20 protein-coding genes are annotated in these 23204 nt (G+C 60.1%); 14 read left to right on the plus strand and 6 right to left on the minus strand.

Annotation, left to right across the window (positions count from 1 at the left end; genetic code table 11):
- Positions 1-211: 211 nt before the first annotated feature.
- The 3 genes from M5G26_RS02365 to ccoM all read left to right on the plus strand — a co-directional run bounded on the left by M5G26_RS02365 (position 212) and on the right by ccoM (position 1090).
- A complete protein-coding gene (locus M5G26_RS02365; RefSeq protein WP_003222394.1) occupies positions 212-553 on the plus strand; it encodes a hypothetical protein in 342 nt (113 codons plus the stop codon).
- Between the two features lie 116 nt (positions 554-669).
- Positions 670-831, plus strand: coding sequence for a hypothetical protein (locus M5G26_RS02370; RefSeq protein ID WP_273914343.1), 162 nt, complete (start codon positions 670-672; stop codon positions 829-831).
- Positions 832-976: 145 nt separating this feature from the next.
- On the plus strand, positions 977-1090 hold the full coding sequence (gene ccoM, locus M5G26_RS29460) for a cytochrome c oxidase subunit CcoM (protein ID WP_003222396.1): 114 nt from the start codon (positions 977-979) through the stop codon (positions 1088-1090).
- 910 nt (positions 1091-2000) lie between these two features.
- Here the strand turns inward: ccoM and M5G26_RS02375 are convergent.
- Entirely contained in the window at positions 2001-3476 is a 1476-nt protein-coding gene (locus M5G26_RS02375; protein ID WP_007917114.1) for an inorganic phosphate transporter, read from the minus strand.
- A 373-nt stretch (positions 3477-3849) separates the two neighbouring features.
- The gene (locus M5G26_RS02380; RefSeq protein ID WP_008080067.1) at positions 3850-4050 is read right to left on the minus strand and encodes a hypothetical protein; all 201 of its coding nucleotides are present in this window, start codon (positions 4048-4050) and stop codon (positions 3850-3852) included.
- A 653-nt stretch (positions 4051-4703) separates the two neighbouring features.
- On the opposite strand from M5G26_RS02380, the gene pcaR reads away from it, so the two are divergent.
- The 11 genes from pcaR to pcaC all read left to right on the plus strand — a co-directional run bounded on the left by pcaR (position 4704) and on the right by pcaC (position 15724).
- Positions 4704-5546, plus strand: coding sequence for a pca regulon transcriptional regulator PcaR (pcaR, locus tag M5G26_RS02385; RefSeq protein WP_007917109.1), 843 nt, complete (start codon positions 4704-4706; stop codon positions 5544-5546).
- 294 nt (positions 5547-5840) lie between these two features.
- Positions 5841-7187: an MFS transporter gene (locus tag M5G26_RS02390; protein ID WP_038358202.1), complete on the plus strand. Its 1347-nt coding sequence runs from the start codon at positions 5841-5843 to the stop codon at positions 7185-7187.
- A gap of 262 nt (positions 7188-7449) precedes the next feature.
- On the plus strand, positions 7450-8307 hold the full coding sequence (locus M5G26_RS02395; protein WP_099758203.1) for a CoA transferase subunit A: 858 nt from the start codon (positions 7450-7452) through the stop codon (positions 8305-8307).
- Entirely contained in the window at positions 8307-9086 is a 780-nt protein-coding gene (locus tag M5G26_RS02400) for a CoA-transferase subunit beta (protein WP_273914344.1), read from the plus strand. The genes M5G26_RS02395 and M5G26_RS02400 overlap by 1 nt, the downstream gene beginning before the upstream one ends.
- Entirely contained in the window at positions 9083-10288 is a 1206-nt protein-coding gene (pcaF, locus tag M5G26_RS02405) for a 3-oxoadipyl-CoA thiolase (protein ID WP_273914345.1), read from the plus strand. The genes M5G26_RS02400 and pcaF overlap by 4 nt, the downstream gene beginning before the upstream one ends.
- 36 nt (positions 10289-10324) lie before the next feature.
- Complete coding sequence (gene pcaH / locus M5G26_RS02410; protein WP_038358206.1) at positions 10325-11029, plus strand: protocatechuate 3,4-dioxygenase subunit beta; 705 nt, start codon at positions 10325-10327, stop codon at positions 11027-11029.
- Position 11030: 1 nt separating this feature from the next.
- The gene (gene pcaG / locus M5G26_RS02415; protein ID WP_273914346.1) at positions 11031-11597 is read left to right on the plus strand and encodes a protocatechuate 3,4-dioxygenase subunit alpha; all 567 of its coding nucleotides are present in this window, start codon (positions 11031-11033) and stop codon (positions 11595-11597) included.
- A 210-nt stretch (positions 11598-11807) separates the two neighbouring features.
- Entirely contained in the window at positions 11808-13106 is a 1299-nt protein-coding gene (locus M5G26_RS02420) for an MFS family transporter (protein WP_134178061.1), read from the plus strand.
- Positions 13107-13152: 46 nt separating this feature from the next.
- A complete protein-coding gene (locus M5G26_RS02425) occupies positions 13153-14517 on the plus strand; it encodes a 3-carboxy-cis,cis-muconate cycloisomerase (protein ID WP_273914347.1) in 1365 nt (454 codons plus the stop codon).
- A gap of 12 nt (positions 14518-14529) precedes the next feature.
- Positions 14530-15321 (plus strand): 3-oxoadipate enol-lactonase, encoded by a 792-nt coding sequence (gene pcaD, locus M5G26_RS02430; protein ID WP_273914348.1) that lies wholly within the window; start codon positions 14530-14532, stop codon positions 15319-15321.
- Positions 15322-15331: 10 nt separating this feature from the next.
- Positions 15332-15724, plus strand: a complete 393-nt coding sequence (pcaC, locus tag M5G26_RS02435) for a 4-carboxymuconolactone decarboxylase (RefSeq protein WP_134178064.1) — start codon at positions 15332-15334, stop codon at positions 15722-15724.
- Between the two features lie 95 nt (positions 15725-15819).
- Here the strand turns inward: pcaC and M5G26_RS02440 are convergent, their stop codons facing one another.
- From M5G26_RS02440 to emhB, 4 genes are all read right to left on the minus strand, one after another.
- Positions 15820-16623, minus strand: coding sequence for a methyltransferase domain-containing protein (locus M5G26_RS02440; RefSeq protein WP_273914349.1), 804 nt, complete (start codon positions 16621-16623; stop codon positions 15820-15822).
- 268 nt (positions 16624-16891) lie between these two features.
- Positions 16892-18151, minus strand: a complete 1260-nt coding sequence (locus M5G26_RS02445; protein WP_273914350.1) for an OprD family porin — start codon at positions 18149-18151, stop codon at positions 16892-16894.
- A gap of 443 nt (positions 18152-18594) precedes the next feature.
- Positions 18595-20055 carry an efflux RND transporter outer membrane subunit EmhC gene (gene emhC / locus M5G26_RS02450; protein ID WP_095113831.1) on the minus strand — a complete coding sequence of 487 codons (1461 nt, stop codon included), beginning with the start codon at positions 20053-20055 and terminating at the stop codon, positions 18595-18597.
- Positions 20052-23201: an efflux RND transporter permease subunit EmhB gene (gene emhB / locus M5G26_RS02455; protein WP_016982808.1), complete on the minus strand. Its 3150-nt coding sequence runs from the start codon at positions 23199-23201 to the stop codon at positions 20052-20054. The genes emhC and emhB overlap by 4 nt, the downstream gene beginning before the upstream one ends.
- Positions 23202-23204: the final 3 nt, after the last annotated feature.

Below are 23204 nucleotides of genomic sequence, written 5' to 3' on the forward strand. Positions count from 1 at the left end.
GGAATGAGGGCCTCAGGGCCAAAGATTACTGGGTAGGAGCTGCCGAAGGCTGCGATCTTTTGATCTTTGAGAACCCTTGAGGTTTGAGCTGTCTGATAAAGATCGCAGCCTGCGGCAGCTCCTACAGGTGCCAAGTGCGTCACAGATTTGCGACCGATGGCTCAAGGCGCCTTTGCCGCAGCCGATAGCCTGCTGACAGGAGACCCTTTATATGTTGCCACCGATGCTCCCCCTGAGCGCTGTGCCGATCACTTCCCAGCAGGATCCGATCCGCCAGCGGCCGGACATTCCTCCGGTGGTGCCGGTGCAGGAAAGCTCCAACGAAAGCACGATCGATCTGCAAAAGCGCGATCCGGAAGAGGATCGATTGCTGGCGCGTGAAGAGCAGCGCCGTCAGCAAGAACGTGATCGCCGTCGTCGCGAAGCCGATGAGGACCCGGAAGAACATCTCGCCGTGCCCGGCACCGAACTGAACGCCGACAACACCGTGCCGGTGGTTCCGCTGATGGAAGATCAGCCGCGTCAGGGCTTGTGGGTCGATATCGAGATCTGAGTCGTTGTACCGCGTGAGGCTAGCCGACTGGTCAGCGCGCGGCTGAGGCTGCATTATTGGCGCAGTCCTGCCGGTGATGTGGCAGTTGTGATTCTTTCAAGTGATGTACTGACGCCATGAGCCAAGACGACAAACTGATTGACCTCAGCACTGAGCGCGCCAAGCGTGTGCACGACCTCAACGAGAAGCGGCTGAACGAAGTGCGCCAGGCGTTCGAACAGGCGATGCCGTTGGGAAAAGCCAGGAAAAAGTCGAAAAACAAGCCGAAAAAGCGTTGATCTCCTCCTGCATCCGTTGATGCAGGTCAGTTATTTTTCCTCCTTTACTCTCCTTCGTTGCTGGTATTGATCCCGGTCAATTTGTGCGCCTGTGTGTTTGGTAACTTAGTTCCATCGCAGCAGAGCAGGGGCCAGGAGGCCAGTCATGTTTTTCGATAACGTGGTGTTTGCCGGGGTCCTGACTGTAGGGCTGATGGTTCTGTTTTTTGCAGGGTTTGGATTTTTTATCTGGAAGGATGCGAATAAGCGCAAGAAGTGATTCTTCTGGATTGATGAGCACGCAAGGCATTTTGGGGCGACTTCGGTTGCCCCTTTTTTTTTGTGTCTTGGCGGCCTTTGGGCCGACCATGCTTTGGGTGGTTTTGGGGGTATATCCGTTTTTTGGGTGATGGCGGCTTAGGGTTCCGCCCTTACGGCGGGTCACCTTTTCCAAACGCCGAAAAGGTAACCCAAAAGGCTTGCTCCCCACGCCCGGATCAATCCCTCCACTCAGCCTTCCGACGTCGCCCGTGGATCAAGATCAAGAGCAGGCGAGCTGACACTCGGCCTATTGAGTGGTGAAGAGCGGATGTTTGTCTTTCGATTTGTGGTGGGTTTGCCCCTCATCGGAACGCCGCCCGCCCAGCCCTCTCCCGAGGGAGAGGGAGCCGATTTGTGGGCTTTTCAAGATCTGAGTTCAACGCGGAATCGCACGTCGGCGTACCTTCCCCAAACACCACGGTCAGTCCCCTCTCCCTCTGGGAGAGGGCTAGGGTGAGGGGCTCTTGATCTGGTTTTTGATCTTGCTCTGGCTTTGGCTTTTGATCTTTTGCCCCTTCGGCAGGCCGAGTGGAGGTGTTCATCCGGGGGTTAGGCGCGCAGCGCCGTGCGGCGAAGCCGCATTCATCGAGAGGAGGTGCAGCGAAGCAAACCGTAGGCGATGCCCCCGGATGGACACCGTAGCGAGGGAACACTGAGCCTCAGCGAAGTGCCGTACGCCGGGGCAAAGCCTTTTGGGTTACCTTTTCGCTGGGCCGGCACTCCGGCGTTTGGAAAAGGTGACTCGCTGTAAGAGCGAAACCGCCAGCGGCAACACCCGCAGCAACGGATATGCCCCCAATCCCAAAAAACCAAAAACAAAAAAAGGCGCGATCCTCTCGAATCGCGCCTTTCTCATGTCCCGCTATCTATCAACTACCCAGCGCCTTCGACGCCAGCCAGAACAAGCCAGCCGACAGCGCAACAGTCGCCGGCAAGGTCAACACCCACGCCAACAGAATGGTGCGCACCGTGCCACCCTGCAGGCCGCTCTTGTTGGCGACCATGGTGCCCGCCACGCCCGAAGACAGAACGTGCGTGGTCGACACCGGCAGGCTGAAGATGTTGGCCATACCGATCAAACTGGCAGTAGTGATCTGTGCCGACATGCCCTGGGAATAGGTCATGCCTTGCTTGCCGATCTTCTCGCCGATGGTCAGTACCACGCGCTTCCAGCCAACCATGGTGCCCAGGCCCAGAGCCAGAGCAACCGCCAGAATCACCCAGAACGGGGCGTATTCGGTGGTGGTGGTCAGGTCTTTGCGCAGCTTGTCGAGGTCAGCCTTTTCACGAGCTTCCAGGCCAGGCAGCTTGCCAACCTTCTTCGCGGTGTCGTCCAGGCAGAGCAGGTAACGACGCACTTCGATGCGGCTTTCCGACGACAGCGAGTGGTAGTCCGCTACACCTTTAAGGGTGTGCAGCAGGGCGCTGATGGTCGGTTCGGTCTGCTGCGGGTTGCAGCGGAATTTCTCCGGCAGGTCGCCTTCCACGCTCTTGCCCAGGGCCAGGAATTCACCCAGCGAATCGGCGTTGCGCTGGTAGAACTGGCTTAGGTGCAGGGTCGCATCGCGGGTGCGTTCGATCTGATACGTGGTGCTGTTCAGGTCGAGGACGAACTGCGCCGGGACGATACCGATCAGCACCAGCATGATCAGGCCGATGCCTTTCTGGCCATCGTTGGAACCGTGCACGAAGCTTACGGCCATGGCCGAGATCACCAGAACGAGGCGGTTCCAAAACGGCGGGTGCTTCTTGTCGTCGATCTTGCGGCGCTGTTCCGGTGTCTTGTGCATCTTCGACAGCGGACGCCACCACTTCAGCCCGATCAGGATCAGTGCGGCGATCAGGAAACCGGCCATTGGCGAGAACACCAGCGAGGCGCCGATGTCGATCGCTTTCTGCCAGTTCACGCCGTCGGCCAACGGAATATCGTTGATCAGGGCGTTGGCCAGGCCGACACCGAGGATCGAGCCGATCAAGGTGTGCGAGCTGGAAGCCGGGATACCGAAGTACCAGGTGCCAAGGTTCCAGGCGATTGCCGCGGCGAGCAACGAGAACACCATCGCCAGGCCATGGCCGGTGTTCACATTGATCAGCAGCTCAACCGGCAGCAAATGGACAATGGCATACGCCACGCCAACGCCGCCCAGCAGCACGCCGAGGAAATTGAACACACCGGAAAAGAACACCGCCAGGTGGGGCGGCATGGCTTTGGTGTAGATAACAGTGGCTACCGCGTTAGCGGTGTCATGAAATCCATTGATGAACTCGAAGGCGAGGACAAACGTCAGGGCGAGCAAGAGGCTCACAAGCACCCAAGCATCCAGTCCGCTGAATAAATCGATCATGAAGGTTTTCTGACCCGGTCGTAAGGGGGCGCGATTATGCCAGAAAAGACTGGAAATCGATCCCCTACCTGCTCATCGGTTACACACTTCTTCGATTTAATTTGTTGCAGCACATGAAAACCTAGCGTTTTGCAGGGTTTTTCAAGCCATTGATTTTGTTAGTAAAAGCATTGTTTTGCAGGTGATTTCGGCCATGCGCAAGGGTCTCAAACGCTTGTCTGAAATATCTGTGAAACGTGTAGGACGCCCGTCCTCAGTCTGCCAGACCGGTTGATGGCCGCTGCCCGCGGGTAGCGGGCGCGCAAGGCATCGTCGTTCCACCGCGCTTGTAACCGGTGTGGACGCAAACCTCAAAAGATTCGAAAACCGTCGCTCAAGGCTCTTCGGCTTTGAGTTCCTTTTCGATCTTTTCGATTTCTTGCTTGAAGACCTGATCCTGAACGGTAGGGCGTTTACGCCATGCTTTGCGTTCCGGTTCGGGCTGAGCGGCGTAGGTGGTGACTTCCCCGCCGTAAACTTCCTTGTAACGTTGTTCCTGGCGCTCAAGTTCCGCGCGCAGTTCGTCTTTCGTCACAGTGCTACCTGTATGAGTTGAGTTAAGTGTCTGGTGAAACGCACTGCAACGAATCGATTGAACGGGGCCACCGCGAGTTCAACGCCGGAAAAGGCATTGGTGTAATCGGTGGGGCGATCAAGACTTCCGTGTTACAGGCGGCTACGGCACCAGATAAAAACTGACGCAGCATCAGTTTCCTGTTTTCAGCGAGCGCAGGCGTTGCATGAGTGATGCGCGTCAGGCGCTTGCCGGGCTGTTGGCGATGGACATCGCCTCAGCGGGTGGCGACCTCGGCCATTAAAAACGAGGCGCCACTGAGGTGCATTATAGCGGTCGATTCGGGAATGACTATCTTTGCCAAGTTAAAAACGGTTCCGGATGTGTGATTGTTTTGTTACTCGCAACTTTTCTCGCAAGTTGAAGTGCAGGACGACCACTATTTAGCGAGCGATCTGTTTTTGGCGCCATTTAGTCGAACAACTAAGGCCGTGATTCAGATAAAAGCCAAAGTTCAGCCGAACCCTTGGAGCGTTTGCCACGAGCCGCATAGTCGATTGCGATTATCGGGCGACGGTTCGATAATCGCCCAATGTTGCTGGTTCGACGCTTGTGCATTTCTCGACGAGCCGCTTGTATAGCCCATTGATCCGTGCCGGATAAAAGGACAATAAATGAACGATCAGATGCGCAACTCTTTCACCTCCGTGGCGCCGCCGATCGTCGCCTCACCGGCCAAACGCATCCAGGCGTTGACCGGTGATCCGGATTTCATGACCTCGCTGGCCCGTGGTCTGGCGGTGGTGCAGGCCTTTCAGGAGCGCAAACGGCATCTGACCATCGCGCAAATCAGCCACCGCACCGAGATTCCCCGCGCGGCCGTGCGGCGCTGCCTGCACACGCTGATCAAACTTGGCTATGCCACCACGGACGGTCGCACTTATTCATTGCTGCCCAAAGTGCTGACCCTCGGCCACGCGTATCTGTCTTCGACGCCGCTGGCGGTGTCGGCCCAGCCGTACCTCGACCGCATGAGCGAGCAACTGCACGAAGCCTGCAACATGGCCACGCTCGAAGGCGACGACATTCTCTACATCGCCCGCTCGGCAACCACCCAGCGGCTGATTTCGGTGGACTTGTCGGTGGGCGGTCGTTTGCCGGCGTACTGCACGTCGATGGGGCGGATTCTGCTGGCGGCGCTGGACGACACGTCGCTGCGTGAATACCTCGATCATGCCGAACTGGTCGCCAAGACCAGCCGCACGATCCACACCCCTGATGCGTTGCTCGAATGCCTGCAGGAAGTGCGGCAGCAGGGCTGGTGCATCGTTGACCAGGAACTGGAACAGGGCCTGCGTTCGATTGCCGTGCCGGTCTACGACGCTTCCGGCCAGGTGGTCGCGGCGCTCAACGTCAGTACCCACGCCGGTCGCGTCAGTCGCACCGAGCTGGAGCAGCGCTTCCTGCCGGGCCTGCTCAGTGCCAGTCGCGACCTCAGTGCACAGCTGTTCGCCTGATGAAGCTGTTCGATAAACGCACAGTGTTGCGTTTATCGAATTGACGCTAAAACCCTCGGATCATTAATGTCGCGGCAGCGTCATCCGGCGCTGATGTGAATGAGCCCGCCGGACTGTCGACTCCCATAATAATGACAAGAGGCAACTCACCATGCGCATGCTCCCCGACTGTCTCCGCTCCACCCGCTGTTGCCGGGTTTCCCGCAACGCCTGATCCAGACCTTCTATTCTTGTGACCGTGCCGCGTTTTGGCCGGCCGCCGTTCGACTGCGTTTTCTGCGTGGAATAAAAATAATGAACCAGCCTCAGTCCGCTGTAGGTAACTGCCTCGACGTGCAGACCTTCATCAATGCCCAACCGATCTCGCGCTACCAGTGGCGGGTGGTGATTCTGTGTTTCCTGATTGTCTTCCTCGACGGCCTCGACACTGCCGCGATGGGCTTCATTGCCCCGGCGTTGTCGCAGGACTGGGGTATCGACCGCGCCAGCCTCGGCCCGGTGATGAGCGCTGCGTTGATCGGCATGGTCTTCGGCGCACTGGGTTCCGGTCCATTGGCTGACCGCTTTGGGAGAAAAGTCGTACTCGTCGGCGCTGTGGTGCTGTTCGGTGCCTTCAGCCTGGCGTCGGCGTACAGCACCAACGTCGAACAACTGTTGGTGTTGCGTTTCCTCACCGGTCTGGGTCTGGGCGCCGGCATGCCCAACGCCACCACACTGCTCTCGGAATACACCCCGGAGCGCAAGAAGTCGCTGTTGGTGACCAGCATGTTCTGCGGCTTCAACCTCGGCATGGCCGGTGGCGGGTTTATTTCCGCCAAACTGATTCCGGCATTCGGCTGGCACAGTCTGTTGCTGATTGGCGGGGTTCTGCCGTTGATCCTCGCCGTGGTGCTGCTGTTCTGGCTGCCGGAATCGGCGCGCTACCTTGTAGTCCGCAACCGTGGCACCGACAAAATCCGCAAAACCCTGGCGCCGATCGATCCGGCCACCGTCGCCCAGGCCGCAAGCTTCAGCGTGCCGGAACAAAAAACCGTCAAGGCGCGCAATGTGTTCGCGGTGATCTTCTCCGGCACCTACAGCACCGGCACCTTGTTGCTGTGGCTGACCTATTTCATGGGCCTGGTGATTGTTTATCTGCTGACCAGTTGGCTGCCGACGCTGATGCGTGACAGCGGCGCGAGCATGGAACAGGCGGCATTTATCGGTGCGTTGTTCCAGTTCGGCGGGGTATTGAGCGCAGTGGCGGTGGGCTGGGCGATGGACCGCTTCAATCCGCACAAGGTCATCGGCACGTTCTACCTGCTGGCCGGGGTGTTTGCCTACGCGGTGGGGCAGAGCCTGGGCAACATTACGTTGCTGGCGACGTTGGTACTGGTGGCGGGGATGTGCGTGAACGGCGCGCAATCGGCGATGCCATCACTGGCGGCGCGGTTTTATCCGACTCAGGGGCGGGCGACCGGGGTCTCGTGGATGCTGGGGATTGGCCGCTTTGGCGCGATTCTCGGAGCGTGGATGGGCGCTACGTTGCTGGGGCTGGGCTGGAATTTCGAGCAGGTGTTGACGGCGTTGGTGATTCCGGCGGCGTTGGCCACCACGGCGGTGGTGATCAAAGGCATGGTCAGTCATGCGGATGCGACCTGATATTTCGATGTAAAGCGAAAAGATCGCAGCCTTCGGCAGCTCCTACATGTGAACGCGTAACCCTGTAGGAGCTGCCGAAGGCTGCGATCTTTTGCAGGCAACACGAACCGATAGGCTGACAACAATCTGTTCGATAAACGAACACTCAGTCGATTATCGGATTGTTTGGCGATTTTCCCAGGCTTAATCTGCAGTGACTTCGGCGCTGAACCTCGCGCCTTTTTATCACTGGCGATTCATTACAAAAACAGGAGCCCGCTCCATGGCTGAGATCCTTTCGCTGCACGACGCGGTGAAGCAATTCGTCAACGACGGCGACACCGTCGCACTCGAAGGCTTCACTCACCTGATCCCTACGGCCGCCGGTCATGAAATCATTCGTCAGGGCAAGAAAGATCTGACATTGGTGCGGATGACGCCTGACCTGATCTACGACCAACTGATCGGCGCCGGTTGCGCACGCAAACTGATTTTCTCCTGGGGCGGCAACCCGGGTGTGGGTTCGCTGCACCGTCTGCGTGACGCGGTCGAGAAGCAATGGCCGCACGCTCTCGAAATCGAAGAGCACAGCCACGCCGACCTGGCCAATGCCTACGTCGCAGGCGCATCCGGCCTGCCATTCGCGGTGCTGCGTGCCTACGCTGGCTCCGACCTGCCGAAGGTCAATCCGCTGATCAAAACCGTGACCTGCCCGTTCACCGGTGAAGTACTGGCGGCGGTGCCGTCGGTGCGTCCGGACGTGACCGTGATCCACGCGCAGAAAGCCGACCGCCAGGGCAACGTGCTGCTGTGGGGCATTCTCGGTGTGCAGAAAGAAGCCGCACTGGCCGCCAAGCGCTGCATCGTCACCGTCGAAGAAATTGTCGATGACCTCAACGCGCCGATGAACGCCTGTGTCCTGCCGACCTGGGCCTTGAGCGCGGTCTGCCACGTACCTGGCGGCGCGCACCCGTCCTACGCCCACGGTTACACCGAGCGTGACAATCGTTTCTATCAGGCGTGGGATCCGATTGCCCGTGACCGTGAGACGTTTACTGCGTGGATCAACGAATACATCCATGGCTGCGCTGATTTCAGCGCGTTCCAGGCCAAGTTGGCCGCTGCTTCGGAGGCCAAGTAATGACTTACACCACCAATGAAATGATGACCGTCGCTGCGGCCCGTCGTCTGAAGAACGGCTCGGTGTGCTTCGTCGGCATCGGCCTGCCGTCGAAAGCCGCCAACCTGGCGCGCCTGACTTCTTCGCCGGACGTAGTGCTGATCTACGAATCGGGTCCGATTGGCGCCAAGCCAAGCGTGCTGCCGCTGTCGATCGGTGACGGCGAACTGGCGGAAACTGCCGACACCGTCGTACCGACCGGTGAGATTTTTCGCTATTGGTTGCAGGGCGGGCGCATCGACGTCGGTTTTCTCGGCGCCGCGCAGGTCGACCGTTTCGGCAACATCAACACCACCGTGGTTGGCGATTACTTCTCGCCGAAAGTGCGCCTGCCGGGTGCCGGTGGCGCGCCGGAAATTGCCGGTTCGGCGAAAAGCGTTCTGATCATCCTTAAACAGTCGGCGCGCTCGTTTGTCGACAAGCTCGATTTCATCACCTCGGTCGGTCACGGCGAGGGCGGCGATTCGCGCAAACGTCTGGGCCTGCCGGGCGCCGGTCCAGTCGGGATCATCACCGACCTGTGCATCATGGAGCCGGAAGCGGGCACCCACGAATTTGTGGTCACCGCACTGCACCCGGGCGTGACCCGCGAGCAAGTGGTCGCGGCCACCGGTTGGGCGATCCGTTTTGCCGACAACGTCGAGAGCACTGCGCAACCGACTGAAGTCGAACTGACCGCGCTGCGCGATCTCGAAGCGCGCACGGCGGCCGCCCACGGTCAGGCACCGGGAGAAGCATGATGCGTGAGGTTTATATCTGCGACGCGATTCGCACCCCGATCGGCCGGTTCGGCGGCGGTTTGTCTGCCGTTCGCGCCGACGACCTGGCCGCTGTGTCGATCAAGGCCCTGATGGAGCGCAATCCCTCAGTGGACTGGAACGCCATCGACGAAGTGTTCCTCGGTTGCGCCAACCAGGCCGGCGAAGACAACCGCAACGTCGCGCGCATGGCGCTGCTGTTGGCAGGCCTGCCGGAAACCGTGCCGGGCGTGACCCTCAATCGTCTTTGCGCTTCGGGCATGGATGCGATCGGCACGGCGTTCCGAGCGATTGCCAGCGGCGAGATGGAGCTGGCGATTGCTGGCGGTGTCGAGTCGATGTCCCGCGCACCGTTCGTGATGGGCAAGGCTGACGCAGCGTTTTCGCGCAACATGAAGCTGGAAGACACCACCATCGGCTGGCGTTTCATCAACCCGTTGATGAAGGCGCAGTACGGCGTCGACGCGATGCCGCAGACGGCTGACAACGTCGCCGACGACTATAAAGTCTCGCGCGCCGATCAAGACGCTTTTGCTCTGCGCAGCCAGCAACGTACCGCCGCTGCGCAGGCTGCCGGCTACTTTGCTGAAGAAATCGTCGAAGTGCGGATTGCCCACAAGAAGGGTGAAACCGTGGTCAGCCAGGATGAACATCCGCGCGCCGACACCACGATAGAAGCACTGACCAAACTCAAACCGGTCAACGGCCCAGACAAAACCGTCACCGCCGGCAATGCCTCCGGCGTCAACGACGGTGCCGCTGCACTGATTCTGGCTTCCGCCGAAGCGGTGAAAAAACATGGCCTGACCGCCCGCGCCAAAGTGCTCGGCATGGCCAGCGCCGGTGTCGCGCCGCGGGTAATGGGCATCGGCCCGGTGCCGGCGGTGCGCAAACTGATCGAGCGCCTTGGCGTAGCGGTCAGCGATTTCGACGTGATCGAACTCAATGAAGCATTCGCCAGCCAAGGCTTGGCAGTGCTGCGTGAACTGGGTCTGGCGGACGACGCCGCGCAGGTCAACCCGAATGGTGGCGCCATTGCCTTGGGCCACCCGTTGGGCATGAGCGGTGCGCGTCTGGTGCTGACTGCCCTGCATCAGCTGGAAAAAACCGGTGGCAAGAAAGGTCTGGCGACCATGTGCGTCGGTGTCGGCCAAGGTCTGGCCCTGGCCATCGAACGCGTCTGACGCAAGCCGTGACGAAAAAGAACAGAGGAAAGCGACATGTCTGACAAGCCTGGTTACCGTCGTCCGCAGGAAGGCACTCAGCCTGAGTACCTGCACCCGACGTATCAATCCACCAACCTGCGTTCGCCGTCGAAGCCGTTGGTGTTTCTGCCGCACTCGCTGTCGGAAATCACCGGGCCGACCATCGGCGCCGAGCGCGTGGGCGACACCGATAACGACCTGACCGCCCAGCATGAAGGCGAGCCACAAGGTGAGCGCATCATCGTTCACGGCCGCGTGCTCGACGAAAACGGTCTGCCGGTGCCGGGAATTCTGGTGGAGATCTGGCAGGCCAACGCCGCCGGCCGCTACAACCACAAGCGCGATCTGCACGATGCGCCGCTGGACCCGAACTTCACCGGCACCGGCCGCACCGTCACCGACGCCGACGGCTGGTATCAGTTTCAGACCATCAAGCCCGGCGCCTACCCGTGGGGCAACCACCACAACGCCTGGCGTCCGGCGCACATCCACTTTTCGCTGTTCGGGCCGAGCATCCTCACCCGTCTGGTCACGCAAATGTATTTCCCGGGCGATCCGCTGCTGGCCTACGACCCGATCTACAACTGCGTGCCCGACACTTCGGCCAAGGAACGCCTGATCGCCAGTTTCGATCTGGAAAAAACCATTCCGTCCTACGCCCTCGGTTATCGCTGGGACATCGTGCTGCGCGGGCGTGAAGCCACGCCGATGGAGAAATAAGATGACGCTGACTGCGACCACGTCCCACACCGTCGGGCCGTACTACCACATCGGCCTGACCTGGCTGAACCGCGAAAACCTCACCGTTGATCAGACTCTTGGCGAGCGTGTGGCGATCACCGGGCAAGTGGTGGATGGCAACGGCGATGTCGTTAACGACGCCATGCTCGAAGTCTGGCAAGCCAACGCTGCCGGCAAATACGACCACCCGGAAGACGAGCAAGACAAACCGCTTGATCCGCACTTTGAAGGTTTTGGCCGGGTGCCGGTGGATGCTGAAGGGCGCTTCCGTTTCACCACGATCAAACCGGGCACGGTTGAGGGGCTGAAGGGCTCGACCCAGGCGCCGCATCTGGTGGTGCTGGTGTTTGCCCGTGGCTTGGTCAAGCATTTGCTGACGCGGATCTACTTTGAAGGCGAGCCGGCCAACGTTGATGATCCGTTACTCGATTGTGTGCCGGCCGAGCGTCGCAGCACGTTGCTGGCCAAGCAGGACGCCTCGGGTGTTTACCAGTGGAATGTGATTCTGCAGGGCACTGATGCCGAAACCGTGTTCTTCGATTATTAAAATCAAAAGATCACCGCCTGCGGCAGCTTCTACATGATCGTTCCCACGCTCTGCGTGGGAATGCCGCCATGGACGCTCCGCGTCCACTGTGACGCGGAGCGTCACCGGATGCGTTACCACGCGGAGCGTGGGAACGATCGATGTAGGATGTGGAACGGGACTGTTGCAAAGTATGTCTAGACTCTCACTGTCCCTATCGAGTGAAAAACAATGACAACCACCACTGCCTCCCATTACACCGGTGAAGAGCGCAGCAAGCGCATCTTTGCCATTGTCGGCGCCTCGTCCGGCAACCTCGTCGAATGGTTCGACTTCTACGTCTACGCCTTCTGCGCGATCTATTTCGCCCCGGCGTTTTTCCCCTCCGACAACCCGACGGTGCAACTGGTCAACACCGCTGGCGTGTTCGCTGCCGGCTTCCTGATGCGCCCGATTGGTGGCTGGATTTTCGGTCGCGTGGCTGACAAACACGGGCGCAAGAATTCGATGCTCATCTCGATTCTGATGATGTGCTTCGGCTCGTTGCTGATCGCCTGCCTGCCGACCTATAAAGACATCGGCGTCTGGGCACCGGTGCTGCTGTTGTTCGCCCGTCTGCTGCAAGGCCTGTCGGTCGGCGGCGAGTACGGCACCACTGCGACCTACATGAGCGAAGTCGCCCTCAAGGGCCAGCGCGGATTTTTCGCCTCGTTTCAGTATGTGACGCTGATCGGCGGGCAACTGCTGGCGGTGTCGCTGGTAGTGGTCCTGCAGCAGTTCCTCACCGAAGAAGACCTGCGCGCCTACGGCTGGCGGATTCCGTTTGTGGTCGGTGCAGTGGCGGCGCTGATTTCGCTGTTCCTGCGTCGCAGCTTGAAAGAAACCACCAACAAGGAAACCCGCGCGCACAAGGACGCCGGCAGCATCAGCGCGCTGTTCCGCGATCACAAAGCCGCGTTCATCACCGTGCTCGGTTACACCGCCGGTGGCTCGCTGATTTTCTACACCTTCACCACCTACATGCAGAAATACCTGGTGAACACCGCCGGCATGCACGCCAAGACCGCCAGCTACATCATGACCGGCGCGCTGTTCCTGTATATGTGCATGCAGCCGCTGTTCGGCATGCTCGCTGACAAGATCGGCCGACGTAATTCGATGCTCTGGTTCGGCGCGCTCGGTACGCTGTTCACCGTGCCGATTCTGTTGAGCCTGAAAAGCGTCAGCAGCCCGTTCCTCGCATTTGTGTTGATCACCGTGGCGCTGGCGATTGTCAGTTTCTACACCTCGATCAGCGGCCTGGTTAAAGCCGAAATGTTCCCGCCAGAAGTCCGCGCCCTTGGCGTTGGTCTGGCCTATGCGGTGGCAAATGCGATCTTCGGCGGCTCGGCGGAATTCGTCGCGCTGAGCCTGAAGAACATCGGCATGGAAAACTCCTTCTACTGGTACGTGACAGCGATGATGGCGATCGCCTTCCTGTTCAGTCTGCGCTTGCCGAAACAGGCGGCGTATTTGCACCACGATCTCTAACCCGAAGTGCGCGGGCTGTCATGGCCCGCGCCGGCAAGGACTGTTTATGACTCAGCGACCGGGCAATCAATTGTTCGATGCCTACTTCACTGCCCGCGATATGCGTGAAGTGTTCTGCGATCAGGGCCGCGTGCAGGCGATGCTCGACTTCGAAGCGGCGCTGGCCCGGGCCGAGGCGCGGGTTGGTTTGATTCCTTCCTCTGCGGTGGCACCGATTGCGACGGCTTGCAGTGCCGGTCTGTATGACTTCGCGGCACTGGGCGAGGCGATTGCCACGGCCGGCAATTCGGCGATTCCGCTGGTCAAGGCGTTGGGCAAGCAGATTGCTGCCAGCGACGCTGAAGCCGAACGTTACGTGCATTTGGGTGCGACCAGTCAGGACGTAATGGATTCCGGTCTGGTGCTGCAATTGCGTCAGGCACTGGAATTGATTGAACGTGATCTGGCGCAACTGGCCGATTCTCTCGCCACCCAGGCGCAACGTCATGCCGCTACGCCGCTGGCCGGACGCACTTGGCTGCAACACGCGACGCCGGTGACCCTGGGCATGAAAATCGCCGGATGGTTGGGCGCTGTTACTCGCAGCCGCCAGCGTCTGCGCGAACTCAAGCCGCGTCTGCTGGTGCTGCAATTTGGTGGTGCGTCCGGAACCCTCGCCGCGTTGGGCGAGCAGGCCTTGCCGATTGCCCAGGCATTGGCCGAAGAGCTGCAACTGACCTTGCCGGAACAGCCGTGGCACACCCAGCGTGATCGCGTGGTGGAGTTTGGCGCGGTGCTCGGTCTGATCGCCGGCAGCCTCGGAAAATTTGGCCGCGACATCAGCCTGTTGATGCAGACCGAAGCCGCCGAGGTTTTCGAGCCGTCGGCGCCGGGCAAGGGCGGTTCGTCAACCATGCCGCACAAACGCAATCCGGTCGGCGCAGCGGTGTTGATCGGCGCGGCGACGCGCGTGCCGGGTCTGGTCTCGACGCTGTTCAGCGCGATGCCGCAGGAACATGAACGCAGCCTCGGCCTGTGGCATGCCGAATGGGAAACATTGCCGGAAATCTGCTGCCTCGTATCCGGTTCACTACAACAAGCACGCTTGTTGGCCGATGGCCTGGAAGTCGATGCCGAGCGCATGGGCCGCAACCTCGAATTGACTCAGGGGCTGGTGCTGGCCGAAGCCGTCAGCATCGTCCTCGCCCAGCGTGTCGGCCGCGACACCGCGCATCACCTACTCGAACAATGCTGCAAACGCGCCGTGGCCGAGCAGCGCCATTTACGCGCCGTGCTGGGTGATGAACCGCAAGTCACTGCTGAGCTGAGCAACGCTGAACTCGATCATCTTTTGAACCCCGCCCATTATCTCGGTCAGGCGAAAACCTGGGTCGAGCGTGCGGTGGCCGAACACAACGCATTGTCTGTCTGAAAGGAGAGGGCTGTGGCTTTCGTTCAACTCGCCGATGGCGAACTGCACTATCAAATTGAAGGTCCGGTCGATGCGCCGGTGCTGGTGCTGTCCAACTCGCTGGGCACTGATCTGCACATGTGGGACGCGCAGATGCCGGCATTTACCGAACACTTTCGTGTGCTGCGTTTCGACACCCGTGGCCATGGCCAATCGCTGGTGACGCCGGGGCCTTACAGCATTGAGCAACTCGGTCATGACGTGCTCGGTCTGCTGGATGCGCTGCACATCGAGCGCGCGCATTTCTGCGGGCTGTCGATGGGCGGTCTGATCGGGCAGTGGCTGGGGATCAACACTGGTCATCGTCTGCACAAGCTGATCGTCTGCAACACGGCGGCAAAAATCGGCGATCCGTCGGTGTGGAATCCACGCATCGAAACCGTGTTGCGTGATGGCGCAGCGGCGATGGTTGCTTTGCGTGATGCGTCGATTGCCCGCTGGTTTACACCGGACTTTTCGGCGGCGCATCCGGCGGCTGCCAAGCAGATTACCGACATGCTCGCAGCGACTTCGCCTGAGGGTTATGCGGCCAACTGCGCAGCGGTGCGTGATGCTGATTTCCGCGAGCAACTGGCGTCGATCAACGTGCCGTTGCTGGTGATTGCCGGCACCGAAGACGCGGTGACGCCGCCGTCCGGTGGGCATTTCATTCAGGAGCATGTACGCGGTGCCGAATACGCCGAGTTCTATGCGGCGCACCTGTCCAACGTGCAGGCCGGCGCGGATTTCAGTGAGCGCGTGTTGGCGTTTTTGCAGGCTAAGTGAGGAAGTTTTTGTGGACGAGAAACAACGTTACGACGAAGGCATGCAAGTGCGCCGCGCGGTGCTCGGTGATGCGCATGTCGATCGCAGCCTGACCACGTTGACCGAGTTCAACTCGGAGTTTCAGGAGATGATCACCCGCCACGCCTGGGGTGATATCTGGACGCGTCCGGGTTTGCCTCGGCACACGCGCAGCCTGATCACCATCGCCATGCTGATCGGCATGAACCGCGAGGGTGAGCTGAAACTGCATCTGCGCGCGGCGGCCAATAATGGCGTGAGCCGGGGTGAGATCAAGGAAGTGATCATGCAGAGCGCGATCTACTGCGGGATTCCGGCAGCGAATGCGACGTTTCATCTGGCTGAATCGGTGTGGGATGAACTGGGTACCGAATCCCGCGAATGACGGTTGAAACCGAAAAAGATCGCAGCCTTCGGCAGCTCCTACATTTGGAATGCGTTCCCCTGTAGGAGCTGCCGAAGGCTGCGATCTTTTGCTCTTCAAACCGTGGCGACAATAAATATCCGCTTGAACGCAAACAACGTATGCCCATCCCCCTCCTGCGGATAATGCTTATTCACTCGCATCAGATAGTGATAGATAAACCGCGCCTGTTCCGCTGAACTCAGCGCCTGCATCACCGGCCGCAGCGCCGAGACCTTCACCCAGTCGTACACCGGCGACTTGCCGTCGACCACCTGCAACTGCTCGGTCTCCCAGATATCCAGCGACGAGGTCAGCGGCGCGAGCAAGCGGTAGTAATCCTCCAGTGCCAACAACGGCCGCGCGGCCATGCGCTGACGCAGCTCAGGTGTGCCTATCGGCGTGCCATCGGGACCGCCGTTTTCGAGGGTGTCGAGCATCAGCCGATACCACAGCGCATCGCGCCAGTCCGGCATGTGCGCTGCCAGACAACCGCCAGGATTCAGATAACCGAGCAGGTGCGGCAGCAGCGTTTCATGGCCCCCGATAAAGTGCAGCACGGCGGCGGCCAACAGCAGATCTGCCGGCTGCTCCGGCCGCCATTCGAGCAGATCGCAGTGTTTCCACGATGCCCTGAGCGGCAGACAACGCGCTTCAGCGAGCATCTGTGCCGAGCTGTCGATGCCCTGCAACTGCGCGCGCGGCCAGCGTTCGGCCAACAACTGCGTGGCAATGCCGGTGCCGCAGCCGAGGTCGTAAATGCGTTGAGGGTTTTGCAAGTCGACACGGTCGAGCAATTCATTGACCGGGCGTTGCCTGAGACGGAAAAACTGCTGGTACGCCTTGGCGTCCCAGTCGGGTGTTGCGAGACGAGAGATCATTGAGGGGGTCCTCCGGTGATCGTTGGTGTCTTCCGATGACAACCTGGCTCCCAGCTTGAGGACCGACTACGACGACGGAAGCGGAAAGGTGAAGCACCTGATTCCTTCAGGTTTTGTCACTTTACCTGCCGACCGGCAAAGTGCCACTTCTCCTGACCAGTGGCGAGAATTCCAATGTAGGAGCTGCCGCAGGCTGCGATCTGTTGATCTTAAAAACAAGATCAAGAGATCGCAGCCTGCGGCAGCTCCTACAAGGTTGGATCGGTGTTTAGAGGAGGCTGATCGGGTAGCTGACGATGAGGCGGTTCTCGTCGAACTCGTTGTTGCTGAAGTCACGGCGCATGGTCGAGTTGCGCCATCTGAGGTTCAGATCCTTCAACGCGCCGCTCTGCACCGTGTAGCCCAGTTCTGATTCGCGACCCCATTCCTTGCCGTCGGTGATCGTCCCGGTGTGCACATTGTCGCCGCTGATATAGCGGTTCATCAGGGTCAGGCCGGGGATGCCCAATGCCACGAAGTTGTAGTCATGGCGCACTTGCCAGGAGCGCTCCTGCGCATTGTCATAACTGGCGTTGTAGCTGTCGTTGGCCAGCGTCCCGCCGCTGGTGCCGTTGACGCGCATCCAGGCGCTGTCGCCGGTGAGTTTCTGCAGGCCGACGTAGAAGGTGTTGCCGCCGTACTTCGCCGAGAACATCCCCGACCAGGTCTTGTTGTCGAGATCGCCGGCGCGGGCGCTACCGTCATCCTTGCCGTAGAAGAAGCCGAGGTTGGCGCCCAGTGTCCAGTCGCCCAGTGGCTGGCTGTGGATCAGGTTGACGTATTGCTGGCTGTAGATGTCCTTGAGTTCGGCATTCCACAGGCCGATCTGTGTGCGTTTTTCGTTGAAAACGTATTCACCACCCTGAAAGTTGAAGCGATCAGAGGTGAACGCCGCTTTGCCGGTCATCGACATGTCGCTCATGCTGCTGTCGTCGCGCGGGCTGTTGGCGCGGAACTGGCCGCCATAGAGGGTCAGGCCGTCGATTTCCTTCGAAGTGATCTGCCCGCCGCGGAAAGTTTGTGGCAGCGAGCGGCCGTCGTCCGAACGCAGGATCGGCAGCACCGGCATCCACTCGCCGACCTTCACTTCGGTCTGCGAGAGTTTGGCTTTGAAGGCGACGTTGGTGCGACCGAAGTTGTCCGCCGGACGACCGTCGTGATCCAGCGGCAGCAACGCCGTGCCGCCGGTGCCTTTACCGCCATCAAGCTTTACCGAATACAGGCCGAGCACGTCCATGCCGAAGCCGACGGTGCCTTGGGTGAAACCGGATTTGGCGTCGAGGATGAAGCTCTGCGTCCACTCTTCGGCCTTGCCCTGAGCTTTGGTCGGGTTGGTGAAATTGCGGTTGATGTAGAAGTTGCGCAGGTTCAGGTTGACCTTGGCCCCTTCGATGAAACCGGCCTCTTCAGCCGCAGCGGGCATCGCCGCGCTGGCTAGGGCCAGGGCGATCAGGCCGGGAATTGCGTAAGGCGCAGGGGAGGTTGTCATGGGCTCGGGTCTCTCTTGTTTTTTTAAGGCGAACGGGTGCGCTGCCACCGTTTTTTACGGTGCAGAAATGCGATGAATTCAGGGGGTGAAGCGACGGCGGTCAGCCGGTCGGAGCAGGGCGCGGGAGCATGGTGTCGAACCTGTTGTTATTGGTTTTGTTGATCGAATGGTGCGGGGGGCGGTGGTGGGGATTCAATCGGCGGAAGCGGTTTTTGGGCGATTATCGAACGCAAGATTTGCTCGGGGTTTTGGGTGAATGGGAGGGCCTCATCGCTGGCAAGCCAGCTCCCACAGGTTTTTGTGTCGTTCACAATGTTGGGTACACCACAGAACATTGTGGGAGCTGGCTTGCCAGCGATGGAGCCAGCCCAGACACCACAACTTTCTGACAGGCAACAAAAAGCCCACCAATCGGTGGGCTCCTTGTGTTCACCGGATGATGATCAGAACAACTTCATCTTCGGTGCTTCTTCTTTCAGCGGTTCGTTCTGCGCGGTTTGCGCATTCCAGCCACCGCCCAATGCCTTGTACAGGTTGACCGCACTGGTCAGCTGCGCGAGGCGGTCGGTGATCAGCGCTTGTTGCGCGCTGAACAGCTGACGCTGGGCATCGAGGAAGGTCAGGTTGCTGTCGACACCGATGCGGTAACGACGTTCGGCCAAACGGTAGTAATCCTGGTTGGCCTGCACGAAGTCACGCTGCGCTTGCAGCTGTTCGGTGTAGGTCTGGCGGGCGGCGAGGCCGTCGGCGACTTCCTGGAAGGCCGTTTGAATGGACTTCTCGTAGTTCGCCACGCCAATGTCCTTCTGGATCTTGGCGTAGTCGAGGCTGGCGCGCAGGCTGCCGGCGTTGAAGATCGGCAGGTTGATCTGCGGCTGGAACAACCACGTCCCCGAACCACCCTTGAACAGACCGGACAGATCCGGGCTCAGGCTGCCCGCGTTGGCGGTCAGGCTGATGCTCGGGAAGAACGCGGCACGGGCCGCGCCGATGTTGGCGTTGGCCGCTTTCAGGTTGTACTCGGCTTGCAGAATGTCCGGACGACGTTGCAGCAGGTCCGAAGGCAGACCCGGCGGTACGTCGCTGAGCAGGTCATCGGACAGCGGCTTGGCCGTTTGCAGATTGGCCGGGATACCGGTGCCGAGCAGCAGGGTCAGGCTGTTTTCGTCCTGGGCCACTTGGCGGGTGTAACGCGCCAGTTGTGCCCGGGCGTTTTCCACGGAAGTGCGCGACTGCGCCAGATCCAGCGCCGAAGCCACACCGACTTCGTTGCTGCGCGAGGTCAGCTTGTAGCTTTCTTCGAAGGCACCGAGGGTGTCCTGGGTCAGCTTGAGCAGTTCCTTGTCCGCTTGCCAGGTCAGGTAAGCATTGGCGACGCTGGCGACCAGACTGATCTGGGTGCTGCGGCGCGCTTCTTCAGTGGCGAAGTACTGTTGCAGCGCTTGCTCGCTCAGGCTGCGAACGCGACCGAACAGGTCGAGCTCGTAGGCGCTGATGCCGACGGTGGCGGAATACGAACTGCTGATCATCGAGTCGCCAGTCGTCGACGCGCGAGCCGGCAGACGCTGACGGCTGCCGCTGGCATTGGCCGAAACCGCCGGGAACAGATCAGCCCGCTGGATGCGGTATTGAGCCGCGTAAGCGTCGATGTTCAGCGCCGCGACACGCAGGTCGCGGTTGTTTTCCAGGGAGACCTGGATCAGCTGTTGCAGCGCCGGGTCATGGAAAAACTGCTTCCAGCCTTGCTCGGCAGCGGCTTGCGCCGGTGCCTGGGCCGGCGAGTACGCCGGCCCCTGTGGGTACTGACCTGCGACCGGAGCCTCAGGCTGCTGATAGTCAGGTATCAGCGAGCAACCGCTCAGCACGAAGGCGGCGACTGCGATGGAGAGTAGCGACTTGCTCATTGGCCAGCCTCTTTAGGAGTTTCAGTCGCTTCATCCTCGTCAGCGATCTTACGCTGGCCGATGGACGAAACCGTAACGAAGAACAGTGGGACCCAGAAGATCGCCAGGATCGTGGCCGTGAGCATACCGCCAATCACGCCGGTACCGATCGCGTGTTGACTGCCTGAACCGGCGCCAGTGGAGATCGCCAACGGTACAACACCGAGGACGAAGGCCAGCGAGGTCATGATGATCGGGCGCAGACGCATGCGGCAGGCTTCGATCGCCGCATCGCGCAGGCTGCGTCCCTGTTCATGCAGTTCCTTGGCGAATTCGACGATCAGAATGGCGTTTTTAGCCGCCAGACCGATGGTCGTCAACAGGCCTACCTGGAAGTACACGTCGTTGGACAGACCGCGCAGGCTGGTGGCCAGCAGCGCACCGATGATCCCCAGTGGCACCACGAGCATAACCGCGATCGGAATCGACCAGCTCTCGTACAACGCCGCCAGACACAGGAACACCATCAGCAGCGACAGAGCGTACAGCGCGGGCGCTTGCGAACCCGACAGACGTTCCTCATAGGACAGACCGGTCCAGGAGATACCGACACCCGCCGGCAGCTTCTTGGCAATCGCTTCGACTTCGGCCATCGCTTCACCGGTGGAATAACCCGGTGCTGGCGAACCGAGCACCTCCATCGCTTCCACGCCGTTGTAACGGGCCAGCTTCGGCGAACCGTAGATCCACTCGCCTTTGGCGAACGCGGAGAACGGCACCATGGTCCCGGCGTTGTTGCGCACGTACCATTTCTTCAAGTCTTCAGGGCTCATGCGAGCACCCGCCTGACCTTGCACGTAAACCTTCTTCACGCGACCACGGTCGATGAAGTCGTTGACGTAGCTACTACCGAAGGAGATCGACAGCGTGCTGTTGATGTCGGTGAGGCTCAAGCCAAGGGCCTGGGCTTTCTCGTCGTCGATTTCCAGGTGGTATTGCGGTTCATCGTTCAGGCCGTTCGGACGCACCTGATAGAGCACCTTGCTCTGAGCGGCGAGGCCGAGGAACTGGTTACGCGCTTCCATCAGCTTTTCGTGACCGATACCGGCGCGGTCTTGCAGGAACACGTCGAAACCGGTGGCGTTACCCAGCTCCAGTACTGCGGGCGGGGCGAAAGCGAACACCATCGCATCGCGGAAACTGAAGAAGTGTTGCTGGGCACGTTGGGCCAGGGCAAACACGCTGTTGTCCGAGTTACGCTCGTCCCACGGCTTGAGCATGATGAACGCCAGACCAGAGCTCTGACCGCGACCGGCGAAGTTGAAGCCGTTCACGGTGAACACCGAGGACACCGCGCCTGCTTCTTTATCCAGCAGGTAGCTGCGCATTTCGTCGATCACCACCTGAGTACGCTCGGCACTCGAACCGGCCGGGGTCTGCACCTGGGCGAACAGTACGCCTTGGTCTTCTTCCGGCAGGAACGCGGTTGGGATGCGGGTGAACAGCCAGATCATGCCGACCACGATCAGCAGATAAGCCAGCAGGTACGGCGCTTTGCGCGACAGCATGTTGCCGACACCGCGCTCGTAGCTCTGCACACCACGATCGAAATTGCGGTTGAACCAGCCAAAGAAACCCTTCTTCGGCGTGCCATGCTCGCCTTTCGGAATCGCCTTGAGCATGGTGGCGCACAGCGCCGGGGTGAAGATCAGCGCGACCAGTACCGACAGGGCCATGGCCGAAACGATGGTGATCGAGAACTGCTTGTAGATCACACCGGTGGAACCGCTGAAAAACGCCATCGGCAACAGTACCGCCGACAGCACCAGCGCGATACCGACCAGTGCGCCCTGGATCTGGCCCATGGACTTCTTGGTCGCTTCCTTCGGTGACAAGCCTTCTTCGCTCATCACCCGCTCGACGTTTTCCACCACCACGATGGCGTCGTCCACCAGCAAACCGATGGCCAGCACCATGCCGAACATGGTCAGGGTGTTGATGCTGAAACCGAACGCCGCGAGGATGCCGAATGTACCCAGCAATACCACCGGCACAGTCATCGTGGTGATGACCGTGGCACGGAAGTTCTGCAGGAACAGGAACATCACCAGGAACACCAGCACGATCGCTTCGACCAGGGTTTCAACCACACCTTTGATCGACTCGGTCACCACCGGGGTGGTGTCGTACGGGAACACCACTTCCATGCCTTGCGGGAAGAACGGCTTGAGGTCGTCAATCGTCTTGCGCAGCGCCTTGGCGGTGTCGAGGGCGTTGGCACCGTTGGCCAGTTTTACCGCCAGACCAGAAGCCGGGCTGCCGTTGAACTGCGCGGAAATGCTCGAGTTCTCACCGCCCAGACCGACGTCAGCGACGTCGCCGACACGCACTTGCGAGCCGTCCTGGTTAACCTTCAGCAGAATCGCCTTGAACTGCTCGGCAGTCTGCAGACGGGTCTTGCCGATGATCGTCGCGTTCAGCTGCTGGCCCGGCAACGCCGGCAAACCACCGAGCTGACCGGAAGACACCTGGACGTTCTGCGCCGAGATCGCGGTGCTGACGTCGCCCGGGGTCAGGTTGTACTTGTTCAACTTGGCCGGGTCGAGCCAGATGCGCATCGCGTACTGGGCACCGAAGACCTGGAAGTCACCGACACCGGCGGTCCGCGAGATCGGGTCCTGCATGTTCGACACGATGTAGTTGGACAGGTCGTCCTTGGTCATGCTGCCGTCACGCGATACCACGCCGATGACCAGGAGGAAGTTTTTCACTGCCTTGGTCACGCGGATACCTTGTTGCTGCACTTCCTGCGGCAACAGCGGGGTAGCGAGGTTCAGCTTGTTCTGAACCTGCACCTGCGCGGTGTCGGAGTTGGTGCCTTGCTCGAAGGTCGCGGTGATGGTCATGCTGCCGTCGGAGTTACTTTCCGAGGACACATAACGCAGGTTGTCGATACCGTTGAGCTGCTGCTCGATTACCTGGACCACGGTGTCCTGCACGGTTTGCGCCGAAGCGCCCGGGTAGGTCACGGAGATCGCAATGGCCGGCGGCGCAATGCTCGGGTACTGGTTGATCGGCAGTTTCAGGATCGAAAGTGCCCCGACCAGCATGATCACCAGGGCAATTACCCAGGCGAAAATCGGACGGTCGATGAAGAATTTTGACATGAA

This window comes from Pseudomonas sp. TNT2022 ID642 (assembly GCF_028656995.1).
Lineage (GTDB): Bacteria > Pseudomonadota > Gammaproteobacteria > Pseudomonadales > Pseudomonadaceae > Aquipseudomonas.

Coding starts and splice junctions, on each gene's coding strand:
- M5G26_RS02370 (WP_273914343.1), top strand. CDS start 670: ATGAGCCAAGACGACAAACTGATTGACCTCAGCACTGAGCGCGCCAAG.
- M5G26_RS02375 (WP_007917114.1), bottom strand. CDS start 3,476: ATGATCGATTTATTCAGCGGACTGGATGCTTGGGTGCTTGTGAGCCTC.
- M5G26_RS02420 (WP_134178061.1), top strand. CDS start 11,808: ATGACAACCACCACTGCCTCCCATTACACCGGTGAAGAGCGCAGCAAG.
- emhC (WP_095113831.1), bottom strand. CDS start 20,055: ATGAGCAAGTCGCTACTCTCCATCGCAGTCGCCGCCTTCGTGCTGAGC.
- pcaG (WP_273914346.1), top strand. CDS start 11,031: ATGACGCTGACTGCGACCACGTCCCACACCGTCGGGCCGTACTACCAC.
- pcaF (WP_273914345.1), top strand. CDS start 9,083: ATGATGCGTGAGGTTTATATCTGCGACGCGATTCGCACCCCGATCGGC.
- M5G26_RS02440 (WP_273914349.1), bottom strand. CDS start 16,623: ATGATCTCTCGTCTCGCAACACCCGACTGGGACGCCAAGGCGTACCAG.
- pcaH (WP_038358206.1), top strand. CDS start 10,325: ATGTCTGACAAGCCTGGTTACCGTCGTCCGCAGGAAGGCACTCAGCCT.
- ccoM (WP_003222396.1), top strand. CDS start 977: ATGTTTTTCGATAACGTGGTGTTTGCCGGGGTCCTGACTGTAGGGCTG.
- M5G26_RS02365 (WP_003222394.1), top strand. CDS start 212: ATGTTGCCACCGATGCTCCCCCTGAGCGCTGTGCCGATCACTTCCCAG.
- M5G26_RS02425 (WP_273914347.1), top strand. CDS start 13,153: ATGACTCAGCGACCGGGCAATCAATTGTTCGATGCCTACTTCACTGCC.
- M5G26_RS02400 (WP_273914344.1), top strand. CDS start 8,307: ATGACTTACACCACCAATGAAATGATGACCGTCGCTGCGGCCCGTCGT.
- M5G26_RS02445 (WP_273914350.1), bottom strand. CDS start 18,151: ATGACAACCTCCCCTGCGCCTTACGCAATTCCCGGCCTGATCGCCCTG.
- M5G26_RS02390 (WP_038358202.1), top strand. CDS start 5,841: ATGAACCAGCCTCAGTCCGCTGTAGGTAACTGCCTCGACGTGCAGACC.
- pcaR (WP_007917109.1), top strand. CDS start 4,704: ATGAACGATCAGATGCGCAACTCTTTCACCTCCGTGGCGCCGCCGATC.
- emhB (WP_016982808.1), bottom strand. CDS start 23,201: ATGTCAAAATTCTTCATCGACCGTCCGATTTTCGCCTGGGTAATTGCC.
- M5G26_RS02395 (WP_099758203.1), top strand. CDS start 7,450: ATGGCTGAGATCCTTTCGCTGCACGACGCGGTGAAGCAATTCGTCAAC.